General features: G+C 65.8%; 12 protein-coding genes and 1 tRNA gene. 1 reads left to right on the top strand and 12 read right to left on the bottom strand.

Going from position 1 to position 13887, the window contains the following annotated elements; genetic code table 11:
* Positions 1 to 45 precede the first annotated feature (45 nt).
* The 12 genes from IPK69_12170 to recJ all read right to left on the bottom strand — a co-directional run bounded on the left by IPK69_12170 (position 46) and on the right by recJ (position 13117).
* A complete protein-coding gene (locus tag IPK69_12170) occupies positions 46 to 1218 on the bottom strand; it encodes an ABC transporter permease (GenBank protein QQS08727.1) in 1173 nt (390 codons plus the stop codon).
* A gap of 12 nt (positions 1219 to 1230) precedes the next feature.
* Positions 1231 to 2382 (bottom strand): ABC transporter permease, encoded by a 1152-nt coding sequence (locus tag IPK69_12165; GenBank protein QQS08726.1) that lies wholly within the window; start codon positions 2380 to 2382, stop codon positions 1231 to 1233.
* Positions 2379 to 3089, bottom strand: a complete 711-nt coding sequence (locus tag IPK69_12160; GenBank protein QQS08725.1) for an ABC transporter ATP-binding protein — start codon at positions 3087 to 3089, stop codon at positions 2379 to 2381. Before IPK69_12160 ends, IPK69_12165 begins: the two co-directional genes overlap by 4 nt.
* The gene (locus IPK69_12155; GenBank protein QQS08724.1) at positions 3076 to 4518 is read right to left on the bottom strand and encodes an efflux RND transporter periplasmic adaptor subunit; all 1443 of its coding nucleotides are present in this window, start codon (positions 4516 to 4518) and stop codon (positions 3076 to 3078) included. Before IPK69_12155 ends, IPK69_12160 begins: the two co-directional genes overlap by 14 nt.
* Before the next feature lie 105 nt (positions 4519 to 4623).
* Positions 4624 to 5178, bottom strand: coding sequence for a hypothetical protein (locus IPK69_12150; GenBank protein ID QQS08723.1), 555 nt, complete (start codon positions 5176 to 5178; stop codon positions 4624 to 4626).
* A 139-nt stretch (positions 5179 to 5317) separates the two neighbouring features.
* The gene (locus tag IPK69_12145; GenBank protein ID QQS08722.1) at positions 5318 to 7780 is read right to left on the bottom strand and encodes a DUF87 domain-containing protein; all 2463 of its coding nucleotides are present in this window, start codon (positions 7778 to 7780) and stop codon (positions 5318 to 5320) included.
* A gap of 36 nt (positions 7781 to 7816) precedes the next feature.
* Entirely contained in the window at positions 7817 to 8368 is a 552-nt protein-coding gene (locus tag IPK69_12140; GenBank protein ID QQS08721.1) for a DUF3465 domain-containing protein, read from the bottom strand.
* A gap of 81 nt (positions 8369 to 8449) precedes the next feature.
* Positions 8450 to 9583, bottom strand: a complete 1134-nt coding sequence (gene ribD, locus IPK69_12135) for a bifunctional diaminohydroxyphosphoribosylaminopyrimidine deaminase/5-amino-6-(5-phosphoribosylamino)uracil reductase RibD (GenBank protein QQS08720.1) — start codon at positions 9581 to 9583, stop codon at positions 8450 to 8452.
* Positions 9580 to 10617: a hypothetical protein gene (locus IPK69_12130; protein ID QQS08719.1), complete on the bottom strand. Its 1038-nt coding sequence runs from the start codon at positions 10615 to 10617 to the stop codon at positions 9580 to 9582. The genes ribD and IPK69_12130 overlap by 4 nt, the downstream gene beginning before the upstream one ends.
* 60 nt (positions 10618 to 10677) lie before the next feature.
* A complete protein-coding gene (locus IPK69_12125) occupies positions 10678 to 11052 on the bottom strand; it encodes a hypothetical protein (protein QQS08718.1) in 375 nt (124 codons plus the stop codon).
* A 53-nt stretch (positions 11053 to 11105) separates the two neighbouring features.
* Positions 11106 to 11189 (bottom strand) — tRNA-Leu (locus IPK69_12120).
* 68 nt (positions 11190 to 11257) lie between these two features.
* Positions 11258 to 13117: a single-stranded-DNA-specific exonuclease RecJ gene (gene recJ / locus IPK69_12115; protein ID QQS08717.1), complete on the bottom strand. Its 1860-nt coding sequence runs from the start codon at positions 13115 to 13117 to the stop codon at positions 11258 to 11260.
* A gap of 126 nt (positions 13118 to 13243) precedes the next feature.
* Here recJ and IPK69_12110 point away from each other — a divergent pair, with 126 nt between their 5' ends.
* Positions 13244 to 13849, top strand: coding sequence for a cob(I)yrinic acid a,c-diamide adenosyltransferase (locus tag IPK69_12110; GenBank protein QQS08716.1), 606 nt, complete (start codon positions 13244 to 13246; stop codon positions 13847 to 13849).
* Positions 13850 to 13887: the final 38 nt, after the last annotated feature.

Genomic DNA, 13887 nt, shown 5'->3' with positions numbered 1-13887 from the left:
CGTCGTCAAGTTCCTTGGTGAGCAACTCTGCTGACATGAACCGGACTAGACGCCTTTGAGAGCCTGGGGGATGGGGAGCGTCAGACACTTCCACGCGGGTGGGAGCGCCCCGACGATGCCCAGCACCAGCGAGGCGCCGAGGCCGACGAGGAGCACGGACTCGTCGACCACCAGGCCGAACGCGCCCATGGAGAATCGTACGGCCAGCCCATCGAGCACGAGCAGTCCCGCGACGCACGCGAACAGGCCGCCCGCCGACGCCGCAATCACCGATTCCTGCACGAGGCTCAGTACGACAGCGCCGCGTCGATAACCCAGCGATTGGAGCATGCCGACCTCTCGGACGCGGGCGGCGAAGGCGGCGTACATCGTGTTCAGCCCGCCGAACAGACCGCCCAGCCCGATCAGGCCGGCCGTCGCCCACGCGACGAAACGGATCGGCGCGAAGAAGCGGCTGAGACCGGCGTAGTACTCGGACTCGCGCATGGCGCTCAGTTCGAGGTCGATTCGTGAGCGGCAGAAGTAGTCCACATCGCCGAACTCGGCGCGATCGGGATCGAGCGTCATCACCACGCAGGAGATCGTCTCTCGCTTCGTGGCTTCCTTGATGTCGGTGAGCGGCGCCCAGACCTCGGCCTGCATGATTGTGCCCGAGGCATCGAACGTGCCGACGATTTCCCATGGGCGACCCTCGAGCATGAGCGACTTTCCCACGGCGATCGACTCACTCGGGACGCCGAGGCGGACGTGGGTCATCGCTCCGAGCATGACCTCGTCCTCGCCCGCGCGGGGGAAGCGGCCCTCGGTGAGACGCACGCCGGAGTGGACGAGCAGGGCGGTGGGCGTGACTCCGCGCACTGCGGCAAGGCTGCGCCGTTGAGGATCGGACTCCGGGCCGATGATGAGTTGCACGTAGACCTCGGGAGAGAGGTAGGACGTCGAGCCGCGGGACTGGATTCCCTGGATCGACGCGCCGATCAGACCGGGGATTCGTGCACCGATCTCGCTGCGTTCCACGGACTCTTCGCTCCCCGTGCCGACGATGATGACATTGTGCTCCCCGCCTGTCGATTGCAGCGAGGTCGTCATGCCTCGGACGAAGGCCCCCGCGGCGAGCGTGAGGAGCGCGACGAGCGTGCTCCCGATCACCGCGAGCGCGAGACGCGTGTGCGATCGGCCCAGATTCCGGACGGCATAGTCGAGTGGGAGTCGTCTCACGTCTGGCTCCTCTTACACGGCCCGGAAACAGGTCGCGAGATCGCGTCGGCCCGCGCTGAACGCGGGGACCAGCCCCGCGAGCACTCCTACCACGATCGAGATCCCCAGGCCGAGCGCGACGAGGCCTGGACGCGCGGTGATCGGGATGCTCAGCCCCTCGTTGGAGAGCGTGAACTGCCCGAAGCGCACGACGACGAGCGCGAGGCCCGTTCCCACAAGCCCACCGAGCAGCGAGAGGATCACGCTCTCGACAATCACGAGTCGGGCGAGGAGGCCAGGGCGATAGCCGAGCGTCTGGAGAACGGCGTGCTCCTTCACCCGATCACGCACGCTGAGGATGATCGAGTTGGCGACGAGCGCGAGGACCGCGGCGAGGCACGCCCAGCCAAGATACCTCGTGAAGCCAACGATCGCGATCACGTCGCTCGCCGCCTGGGCGACGAAGGCCTTCTCCGGTCGGGTCTGCGTCGGCTCCTGGTCGGTTTTGAACTCCTCGTCGATCTGCTTCGCAACGGAATCGAGTTGCGAGGAATCAGTGACTCGGACGGCAAACTGCGTCACGATGCCCAGCGTGCTTCCCTTGGCCGCCTGCTGGAGGAAGGGGAGATGGACGTACGCGACATTCTGATCCTGGGCCTCATCGGACTCGATGATCCCCGCGACGTTGACGGTGACGCCGGCGGCATCGAATGACTGGCCGACGCGAATGCCCCGACGCTCGGCAAGGCGTGCCCCGACCAACGCCGAGTCGGAGCGGCGATTCCACTCGTCGATGGAGCCTTCGAGCACGAGCCAGGACTTGGAGATCAGCGGGAGTGAATCCTCGGGGACGCCCCGGAAGGTGACCACGTCCAGGCTTGCGCCGCAGTTATTGACAACGACCTTCATCGGGACGACCTCGGCGACGCCCGCGATCCGCTCGATCCGATCGCCATAGTTCTCGGGAAGGCGGCTGGTTGCGGGGCAGAATCGGTTCTGGCGATAGACGACGAGTTTGGTGTCGCTTGATGCTGACTGTGTCGCCGCATGGACGCCATCGCGGAGCGATTGGACTGCGACAAAGAGGAACATCGCGACCGCGACGCCGGCGACGGTGAGGGCCGTGCGCGTTCGATGACGAACAACCTGCTTCAGAATCGTGGGAATGTGTTTCGCGGGGATCATGCGCTGGCTCCGGCGAGTGCGGTCTGCGGTTCGGACGACTCGATGAGGCGTCCCTTCTCGAGGTGGAGTTGGCGAGAGGCATGACGGGCCGATTTCGCGTCGTGCGTCACCATGATGAGGGTGCGACCGAGTTCCTCGTTCAGTCGCTTGAGCAAGCCCATGATCGCCGCGGCAGACTCGGCATCAAGATCCCCCGTCGGTTCGTCGGCGACGATGATGGTCGGGTTGGTCACGATCGCGCGCGCGATCGCGACGCGCTGCTCCTGTCCACCCGAGAGTTGTCGCGGGTAGTGATCATGCCGGTCGGCGATGCCCACGAGCGAGAGGGCGGCCGAGACGCGCTCGTGACGCTCGCGCGACGAGACCGAATGGAGCAGCATCGGGAGTTCGACGTTCTCGTAGGCCGTGAGAACCGGCACGAGGTTGTAGAGTTGGAAGATGTATCCGACGTGGTCGCGGCGCCAGTCGGCGAGTTTGCCGCGGCTTAGCCCCGCGAGTTCCGTCCCGCCGATCCTCAACGAGCCAGAGGACGGCACGTCGATCCCGGCGATGAGATTGAGGAGCGTCGTCTTCCCGCTTCCGGAAGGGCCCATGAGGGCGAGGAACTCGCCGGCCTCGACATCGAGGTCCACGCCGCTCAGGGGCGTGATCGTGGCGTCGCCCTTGGAGTACGACTTGGTGAGTTGGCGACATTCAATGAGAGCCATGGGTGGACTCCTTGGACTGATGTGTTTGCTCGGTCCATTCGCCGAGGATGCGGACGCGAGCGCCTTCGGTGAGCGTGGTTGGAGGATCAACGATGACTCGATCGCCTATGGACAAGCCCGTAGTCACGTTCACGGCACCCGAAGCGGGCGTGGTTTGTTGGAAGGTGATATCACGCCGACGCGTGACGCTCGTTCCCGCGCGGTTCCCCGGAATGACGACCCACGCCGCCTTGCCGTCCACGACGGCCCCGGCGGGGATGCTCACGGTTGAGGCGAGCGGATTTGGCAACTGTTGATTGGCGTTGGACGCCGGGCGATCGGCGCTCTCGGCCGCCCTGGAGTACAAACGCACCCGCACGAGCATCTCGGGCTTGAGGATCTCGTTTGGGTCGTGGATGCGGACCTTCATCTGCACCGTGTTGCGCTGGATGTCGGCCTCGTGCACGATCCGCGTGACCTCGCCATGGAATGCTCGATTGGGGAGTGCCTCGCAGATTACTTCGGCTCGCGAACCGATACCCACACGGGCCGCATCAGCGATAGGGACATCGACGCGGGCCTGGATGCGTGCTGGGTCGTAGAGACGGATCTGCCCCGTGCCCATCGATTCACGCGTCATCGGCTCGGGCATCCCCACGCGCATGCCGGGCTCGAGCGTGCGCGTCTGGACGACACCCGTGATCGGGGCCCGGATCTCCATGCGGCTCAGTCGGAGTTCGGCCTCGTCCACCGCGACCTGACGGGACTTCAGCCGCGCGTCGATGCTCGCCACACGCGCCTGGGCGGCGAGCACCTCTCGCTCCATAGTGCGCTCGCGGAGTTCGAGTTGGCTGATCTCGAGGGCCGAGACCGCCGCCGAACCCGCGAGTGTCTTTCGACGCCGATCCTCGACGACCTCGTCAACTCTTGCCTGGGCGACATCGGCATCACGCCGGGCGATCGAGAGTTCGGCGTTCGCCATATCACGCTCGGCCCTTGCTCCCTCGAGCGCCAGCCTCGCGTCATCCTCGATGAGGCGGGCGACGACCTGGTCCATCTCGACGCGCTCCCCCTCGAGCACGAGCACCTCGCGCACGAATCCTTCGGCGAGCACGGGCACGGTCGTGGAATACGGATCGGCCTCGATCCACCCCGGCGCCTGCACGAGCACCGGGCCGAGCGCAGCCGGCTTGCCTTTCGCGGACGCGGGCTCGCCAGTCGCGGCGATCGGCGTCGGTGAACGATCGACAAGTACCACCGGCGCGACCCACACGCCCGGCGGCGGAAGAAGCGTGCCCCGTGCCGCGAAGGCAAGAACACCCGCCATCCCGAGCAGCAATGACGCCGGGATGAGGACGCGCGTCGCCCATCGTCTGGGCGGACGGGGCACCACTGAGTTGGAATCAGAACGAGGTGCGCCGGTGAGCGCGCCGAGATCCGCGGTGGACATGGAAACTTTCCTCAAAGGACGAGTGGAACAAGTCGTACGACGCGCATGGCACATCGACGCCACCAAACAACGAGGGTTGGGGCGTAGGTCGTGCTCGGGTCTCGACTAGATCACCAATCGCGAGGAGAGAAGGCCAGCACACGCTCGGCGGGCGCGAAGTGATTCAACACCACACGGATTCGGTGGCGGTCGACCATGAACAAGGCACGCCAGTCGCACGAGTTCGTCGTTTGAGATCGCGTGCCGCGGCTGCGAATAGATCGGATAGTGGACCAGCGTCGGGGCTTCGAGTACGTTCGTCACCCGCGACGCGACCGAAGAACCGGGCGCCTTGGCGCAGCAATGGCACGACTCCGGTGTTTGCTCCACTGTTGGTCCACTGTGACGTGCCGCCGCCGTCTTATGGCAGCAGGACTTCACCGGGGCCACATCATCTTGGGCGACCTCTCCGAACTGGTGGCAGAGGCGGGCGTGCATGCAGACGACGGAGCCCGAGTTGACAGCCCCACCGCAATCGCCCGGTCCTGTCGCGACCCCGATCCACGCGTACATCGCCGCAGCCAGGAGCGCGATGACCTTGGTCGCAACGTTGGCGGCTGACGTTCTCAACTCAACACTCGGTCCAACCTTCGTGGGGGCGTACCAGATCAGCCATGCCACGTCCATGGCTTGAAGGTGTGCGATTCACTCGTCGAGCATCGGTTGTTTGCGGACCTCGTTCGCACACGAAATGCCGCTCGACCCAAGATTCTACTCCCCAAACCGCGTTCGGTTCGCGCCGTTTCGCCGCGACACAATATTACTGGACCAGCGAGATCAGCCGCCCCGACGCGTCCTTGGCGTGCGGCGTCCACGCGAGCACCACCGAACGCACCGTGATGTTCGACTTCTTGGGCTTCAGGATCACGCTCGTGAGTTCCGCGGTCGTCGGGTCGAGCCGGCCCGCGATCTCGTCGATCTCCGCCTGCACCTTCGCCTCCAGGTCCTTGAGTTGCTGCTGGAGCGCGTCCACGTTCTCCTCGGCCCGATCGACATCGCCCGATTCTCGGGCGCTGCGCCCGACGCCCCGCATCGCTGTTGTCGCGCGACCGACGCTTGACATCGAGACTTTTTTCTTTCCCAACAGCGACGAGAGCACCGCCGCGCCGAAGGACATTGCCGTGGACCATTTCGCGTCGCGGGCCTGGCCCTTCTGGACCTCGACGGCCTGCTCGGCGCGGCGCACGCGATCGGTCAGTGTCTGGATCTTCGAGGCGTACTTCTCGCGCAGTTTCGCCGTGGCCGCATCCCGCTCCTCGCGGGCCTTGTCGGAAAGGCGCGCGCGAAACTGTCGCTCGTTCTCGCCGGGACGCGACCGCTCGTCGAGCTCGTCGCACTGCAGGATCTCCAGTTTCCCCGCACGATACACATAGTCGGCGAGCGATTTCTTCCACGCGTCGTACGACTTCGCCCTCGCCGCCTCCCCAGGTACGAGAGCGAATATGGCCGCACCCGCGGGCGATGACTCCAGGTCCGTCTCCTCAACCTCCATCTCGATGGCACGATCCCAATCCACCGCCACGGGCCCGTCGCTCGCCTCGGCGACATACGACGAGAGCACCTCCTCGTCGATGCCCTTCTTGGAATCCTGGTAATAGACCCGAGTCAGCCCGAGGACCATGGGGACGTAGACAATCTCACCGCCCGAGGCCGAACGCGCGGGGACGAAGTACTGGGGAATCTCCGGTGGGAGCACTGGCCGCATACCCGACGTTGACGCGTTCAAGGTCGCCGATGGTTTCGTACTTGGCGAGGCTGATGTCTTCGTTGTGGATGCAAGTCCCGAGTCCGGTATCACGCCGCGCTCTGCCGTGAGCGACTTGATCTGCGCGCGCGTCAGCGGACCACAGAGATACGACATCGCCCAGCGCGTCTCGAAGATCGTGGGCGTGTTGTCGTGCACGTTGTTCATGTAGAACACACGCTGCCCGAGGCTGGAGAGGATCTGCTCGGTCTTCGAGCGGTCGAACTTCGCCGAGGCCTGGGCCGCCGCGCCTTCAAGCCCCTCGAGGACGCGCGCCTTGTCGCGCTCGGTCTGCAGTCGACCAATGAACCAGGTTCCGGCGTTGGAGAGTCCTTTGTAGTCGATGTCCACGGGATTCTGGGTCGCGAGGACCATGCCCACGCCGAACGCGCGGGCCTGCTTCATCATCGTGAGCATCGGTGCCTTCGAGGGCGGATTGGCGACGGGCGGGAAATATCCCGCGATCTCGTCCATATACACGAGCGCGCGAAGGCTCGTCGTGCCGCGCTGCGTTCGGACCCAGCCCAGAATCTGGTTGAAGAGGAGCGAGACGAAGAACATCCGCTCGGAATCGGAGAGGTGCGCGATCGAAAAGATCGAGACGCGGGGCTTGCCCGCGGGGGTGCGCAGGAGCGCCCCGATGTCGAGCGCCTCGCCTTGCAGCCACAACTCAAACCCCGGGGCCGCGAGCAGGTTGTTCAGTTGCAACGCGAGCGCGAAGCGGTCCTTCGACGGGAAGAACGCCTCGACATCCATCACGCCCACCTTCGAGAACGGCGGGTTCTGCACGTGATGGATCAATGTCGGCAGGCTCACGTCGCGACCGTTCGACCACTCGCCGGCAAGGATCGTCGACAGCAGGATGTGCTCGCGACTCTTGATCGGGTCGGCATCGACACCGATGAGGCCAAGGAGGCTCGTCGCCGTCGTCGAGACGCGGTCACGCATCAGTTCGGCATCCTCGGCAATCTCGGCGGGCGGGGCTGCGAACGAATCGAGGATGGAGATCGGCACGCCCGCGTTGCTCCCGGGTGTGAAGATCGTGAAGTCTGCGGCGTCTTTCAACCGGCGGATGCGTTCGCCGTCCTGGGCCCATTCGCCCAGACCCTTCTCCCACATTGCCGCTTGCTTCGCGGCAAAGTCCTTTGCCGAGAGTCCCTTCTTCGCCGCGTCGTTGGCATTGACCCACGGCTCAAAGTCGGTGGGCTTGAGATCGGGAAACGTCAGGAGCATGTTGCCCAGGTCGCCCTTGGGGTCGATGACGATTGCGGGGATGCCGTCGATCGCGGCCTCTTCGAGGAGCGTGACGCAGAGCCCGGTCTTGCCGCTGCCGGTCATGCCGACGCAGACGGCGTGGGTCGTCAGGTCCTTGGCGTCGTAGAGGACGAACTCGTCGCGACGCGCGCGCGACGCCAGGTCGTACTCCTTGCCGAGGTAAAAGACGCCGAGTTTCTCGTAGATCGATGCCGCGTCGTTCATTCGCAACTCCATGCCGAGTGAGGCGAGGATGATTCGTTACTTGTAGACCTTGCCGTCGAGTTTGATCCAGCCGTCCACATGTCGTCGGGCGGGGTCGTGGTGGGTCCAGTGCATGACGCCGCCCTCTTCGGACCACTCGTACTCGCCGTAGAACTCGATGGTGTCGCCCTCGCGCCAGGGGACGCGCGGCGCGAGGTCGATGTTGTGGGCGATGAGGATGGTGCGCTTATTGGAGAGGACGATGATGGCTCTCTGGTGGCGATCGCCATCGTTGTCGTCGGGGAGCATCTTTTTGACTTTGCCGGTCGCTCGGATCTGTTCGCCCGATGCCTGTACACGGAAGGCACGTGCGATGCGATCGGCTCCGTCGCTCGGAGCTGCTGGTGTGGTGGTGCCAGCGTCACGCGAGGCAGTCGGAGGTGGAATCGAGGGCCGGCGGTCTGATGTGGGAACGCTCGCGGGCGGGGTTGATGAGTTTGTTGAGTTGTCCGAGGGCGCGTGCGTGCGTTGCCATGCCTGCCACCCTACGACGGCCAATAAAATCAGAATCCCCAGGATCTTCGACGAAATCGATGCGCTCTTCTTCACCTCAGAGACCTCCAGGACGGACTCAGAACTTGGGGATCATTGGTCGCCAACCACAGGTAGCGCGGAGCGATGCGAGACACTTCATCGAGTCCGATACGTCAGTTCCATGTCGTTCCCGAGGCGCTTCACCCGCCAGAGCGTGAGCCTCGTCGCGCCGCGGAGTTGCTCGACGGCACGCCCGGCCGAGACGCTCCGCGCCATCTCGTCGCCCAGCAGCATCGGGCCGATGAACACGATCGCCTCGTCCACAAGTCGGCGCTCGAAGAGGCTGCCGATTAGGCCCGGACCGGCCTCGACGAGCACGTTGCAGACGCCGTGGTCTCGAAGGAGTGTCGCGAGAAGTTCCTCGATCTCCAGACCTCGACCGACGGCACTCTCCCGGACGCCAACAACTCGCACGCCCTCACTCGTCAGCGTCTCCACCCGATCTCGTGCGATGCCCAATGACACGAGTTCCCTTGCGCACGCCACGATCGTCGGCGTTTCTCGCGCTGTGCGAACGAGGTTCGTGCCGAGCGGGATCTGGAGGTCCGTGTCGCAGACCACGCGGATCGCCCGGCGCCGAACCCGCGTGACGCCTCGCGCGGTCAGTTGCGGGTCGTCGGCGAGCACGGTGCCGAGTCCCGTCACGATCGCATCGACGCGCGCGCGGAGGCGATGCACGCGCCGGCGCGAGGTCTCGCTGCTGATCCACTTGCTGTCGCCGCTGCGCGTCGCGAGGCGTCCGTCGATTGTCTGGGCCCACTTCGCGATCACCCACGGCAGGCCTGTGGTGAGGCGCTTGACAAACGGGACGTTGATGCCCACGGCGAGCGTGCTGGATTCGCAGAGTTCTGTGCGCACGCCAGCAGCCTCGAGTGCGGCCGCCCCGCCCGCGGCGACGGGGTTGGGGTCCTTGCGGGCGTAGACCACCCGAGCGAGGCCCTGTTCGATGATGGTGGTGGTACAGGCCGGCTGTTTGCCCACGTGGGCACACGGCTCGAGCGTGCAGTACAGCGTGGCACCCTTTGGCGATTCTCCACGACGCCGACAATCCTCGATCGCCTCGCGCTCGGCGTGGAATCCGCCGAACCGGCGATGGTGCCCCATGCCGATGACTCGACCATCGCGGGCGAGAACGGCGCCGACGATCGGGTTTGGCTCGACGTCGCCTTGCGCGCGCAGCGCCAGCCGGGCGGCGAGGTCCAGCATGGCCTTGTCGATGGCGCCGCTCATGCCTTGCGCACCAGATCCCGGCGGAGTGTCGCGTCGAGCATCGGCGCCGCGTCGTTCAGCCAGCGGCGAGCGTCCAGGGCGTAGCCGGCGGTGGGCTTGAGTTCGCCAACCCCTTGTTCGGCCGCGCGCGCCGACCAATATCGATTGAACCGCAGCATCGCCAACTCGCGGAGATACTTCGAGAGCATCGAGGCGAGCGCCACGGGAAGGTGCGCTCCTTCCGCCTCGGTGAGGAACGAGACGCCGACACGCCTTCCCTGTCCTTCAACAACATACCGGCTGCGCTCGGGGCCTTCCTCCACCACCGACGCGGCGAACCCGGGGAGAAGCCGCTCGAGCACCTCGGCGTACATCGCGCGCCCGCCCAGACGATCGCAGACCACGCCGAGGCGATCGTCGTCGGTCATGCCGAGATCACTCGGGGGCGACTCCAGCAGCCAGCGGATGTGCCTGCCCACGGCGAGAATCGTCGTCTCGGACTTGTTGCCCGTGTCGTCGATCGTCGAGTTGAAGGCCGACTCGCTCACGATCTCGCCACGCATCGACAGCAGCGATACGCCCGAACGCTCGAGCGCCTGCCCGACGAGGTTGGACGAGATGCCCGTCTCGCCCGATGTCAACGCGACGGGAAGCGGGATCGGCTCGCCCTGGTACCACGCGCTGCTCGGAAGGACGGCCCCGACCGACTCGGCAAGGGACACGTCGGTGTGCAAGGCGACATCGAGGCGCGCCGAACCGGCCGTGTGGGACTTGAAAGCGAGCACGCCACGCTCCAGATGCACGAGCGGATGCGTCGATCGGACCGAGTTCGCGAGTTTTAAACGCTTGGAATCCGCGATGGGGACGCGCCCGCCGGGACCGGCCGCCCCGTTTCGTCCGGGATCGCGGCAGACACCCGACCCCAGCAGCGTCCACAGATTCGGCACGCCCTCGTCGATGGGGCGATCGATTCGAAAGACCGTCATAGAGACCACGAGAGGCCCGAGCGTCGGCCCATATCCCGCCTCGTCGATGCCCGCGATCACCATCGCCATGCGTGGACTGTACGAGGGTGGTACGGCATGCATGCCCACGATCGGGAGTCGGTCGAAATGCTACTGCACGCCCGGCGCGAGTTGCGATGTTCCGACCGGTTCGGGCTTCGGCTCTGGCTTTGCGCCGGTCGCCTGGGCGCCCGAGGGCGTTGGTGTGTTCGGGGTTGGCGTCGGCGTGGACGCGGCGGGTCCGGGAGCCGTCGCGGTCATGGGTTGGTCAGCGCGTTGCACGTTCGGGCCGCCGCTCTCGTGGAAGTTGAACCAGTAGATGACAAACGCTGCGGCGGCGAGAGCCACGATCGCGATCGCGAGTTTCACCGGCTGGGGCTTAGCGCTCGCCGACGTCTTGCCCGAGCGGCCTCCCTCCCGTGGGGAATCCATTGCTTCCAGGGAGGCTCGTTTGGTCGGCGGATTGGAAGTCACTTTGCTGGACATCGGCAGCACCTCATAAAAACGACGGTTGCGACGACGGTCCACCTCGAACAGAATGCGGCCAAGAGGAGTCGAACCTCCACGGGTGTTACCCCACTAGAACCTGAATCTAGCGCGTCTGCCAATTCCGCCATGGCCGCGGGAATCGTGGGCTGATGGTAGCCGCCCGAGTAACCGTACGCCAATGGTCAATGGCTCCTTACGCTTGTCAGGCCATTCCCACGTGGGAAACGTCGACGAGTTCCGGCTCCACGCTCACACCGCCATAGGTCGAGATCTTCGGTCGGACGAGCAGTTCCAACTCGGCCCCGGCAGGGAACGCGTCAGCCCGGGCCGCCCAGTTCCACCCAACAATCCGCATCAGGCGCGAGCGTGACGCCCGCGAGTCGCTTACTCGGATCGCGAGGTGCTTGTTCCCGCTCCCAAAGGTCTCGGCCCGACCCGCGATTTTCACGCCGGTCAATCGCACGCAGACCGAAGGGTTGCCGCGGCCAAAGGGCGCAAGCCGCGCGAGGTCACGCACGCCCTCCAGGGTGAGATCGGCAATCGCGGCCTCTGTGTCGTATCTCGCTCGTGGCAGGAGATCGTCCTCGCTCAATCGTTGATTGCAGACCTCGGTGAAGACGCGGGTGAATGCCTCGATTCGATCGGTGCGAACCTTCAAGCCCGCGGCCATCTCGTGCCCGCCGAAGGTCTCGACGTGGTCCTTGCACGCCTCGATCGCGCCGTGGAGCGAGAAGCCATCGATCGACCGGCCCGAGCCATGGCACATCTCGCCGTGGTTCTGGAAGAGGATCGTGGGGCGATGGAATCGCTCGACGAGCCGCGAGCACACGATGCCGACGACGCCCTGGTGCCAGGTCTCGTGTGCGAGGACGATCGCGCGATGGTCCTTTCCAGTCATGCCCGACTCGGTCGCGAGTTTCTCGGCGTGTTCGAAGATCGCCCGCTCGGTCGCGCGGCGGGTGTCGTTCTGTCGCGTGAGTTCCTCGGCGATGTCGCGGGCCCGGGCGCCCGACGCTGTCGTCAGCAGTTCGACCGCCTCTCTCGCGTGCCCCATCCTGCCGCAGGCGTTGAGTCGCGGGGCGAGTTTGAAACCCACGTCCTCGGCCTGGACGCGCTCGCCCCCCATCCCGCTCGCGTCGATCAGCGCGTGCAACCCTTCCACTTGGGTCGATTTCATCCGCGATAAACCGAATCTGGCGATCACTCGATTCTCACCCACCAATGGCATGACATCGGCGATCACACCCAGGGACGCGAGCGCCAGCATGTCGAGGAGCGTCTCTCGCACACGGGGCGAGACGCGTTCGCCACTGCTTTCTCCACCCCCCCCACCGCCCGCATGGAGCGTCGCGATCCGCCACGCGAGTTTGAAGGCCACACCCGCGCCGCAAAGGTCGGCGTTGGGATAGCACGCCCCGGGGCCCGACTCGATTGCCGGATGTACGCATGCGAAGGCGTCGGGGAGTTGGACGCCCGCCTCGGGCGACATCGTGTGGTGATCCGTGATGACGAGATCGACGCCCCGGGCTTTCGCGACGCGGGCTGGCTCAAAGGCCGTGATCCCGCAGTCCACACTGACAATGACGCGAGCCCCGGCGTCGGCCAGCCGCGCGATCGCCTCGGCGTTCAAGCCGTAGCCCTCGTCGATGCGATGCGGAACGTACGTCTCGATGCTCGCGCCTGGATAGAGCGTGAGCAGCGTGTGGTAGAGGATCGCGGTCGCGGTGACGCCATCAACGTCATAGTCGCCATAGATCACGATCCGCTCGCCATCGCGGGCCGCCCGGAGGAGCCGCTCGGCCGCGGCGTCGATGCCCGCGAGCAGCGTGGGGTCGTGCAGGTCCTTGAGTGAGGGCGTGAGGAATCTCGCCGCCTCGGGCGTGCCGCTTGCCAGCCCGCGGGCCGCGAGGACGCGATCAACGAGCGATCCGTCAGTCGGGGGCGACGGAGCCGGCCCAATCCATCTCGCTCGAAGGCCACGCGTGGGGCGTGTCGCGACCGAATCGCTATCACTCGGCGAATCGACCGACACCACGCTCGTCCCGGCCTCCGTTCCCGGCATCGACTCCTCCTGACCACACTCACGCATCTGGGCCGTTCCCGAGTGGGCCATCCATCGTGGGCCACTCGTTGATCGTCATCCTACTGTGCCTTCGAAGGCATTTCCGCCACATCACGCCGAGGAAGCATGGTCAAACTCACGAAAATCTACACCCGCACCGGCGACGACGGGACCACCGGGCTCGCCAGCGGCGCCCGCGTCCGCAAGGACGACCTCCGCGTCGAGACCTATGGCACTGTGGACGAGGCCAACGCGGCGATCGGCGTGGCGATCACCCACGCCGGGGCCTCGGCCTCGCACGCGAAACTCCGGGCGAGCCTGCAGGGCATCCAGCACGACCTCTTCGACCTTGGCGCCGACCTCGCCACGCCGATCTCCGCCGAAGAACGCGCCGGCTCCGGGCCGCCCCGCCTTCGCATCCAGTCGAGCCAGACCGATCGCCTCGAGCCGATGATCGACGCGATCAACGAGAACCTCGGGCCGTTGACCAGTTTCGTGCTCCCTGGCGGCTCGCCCCTCGCGGCCTCTCTGCACCTGGCGCGAACCATCGTCCGCCGTGCCGAGCGCCTCGCGGTCTCGCTCCACGCCGCCGCACCAGACGCCACGAGCATGGAGCCGGTGCGATATCTGAATCGCCTCAGCGACCTGATCTTTGTGATGGCGCGAGCGGCGAACGACGACGGCAAGGCCGACGTGCTCTGGGTGCCTGGCGCGAACCGCACACGCACGTAACTGACGGCGTCACCACAGCACACGTACTCCCACGAGGC

The sequence above is a fragment of the Phycisphaerales bacterium genome, from assembly GCA_016699835.1.
In the GTDB taxonomy this organism is placed as follows: domain Bacteria; phylum Planctomycetota; class Phycisphaerae; order Phycisphaerales; family UBA1924.
Note: the sequence above shows the minus strand (reverse complement) of the source record. Positions and strands in the feature narration are given on the sequence as shown.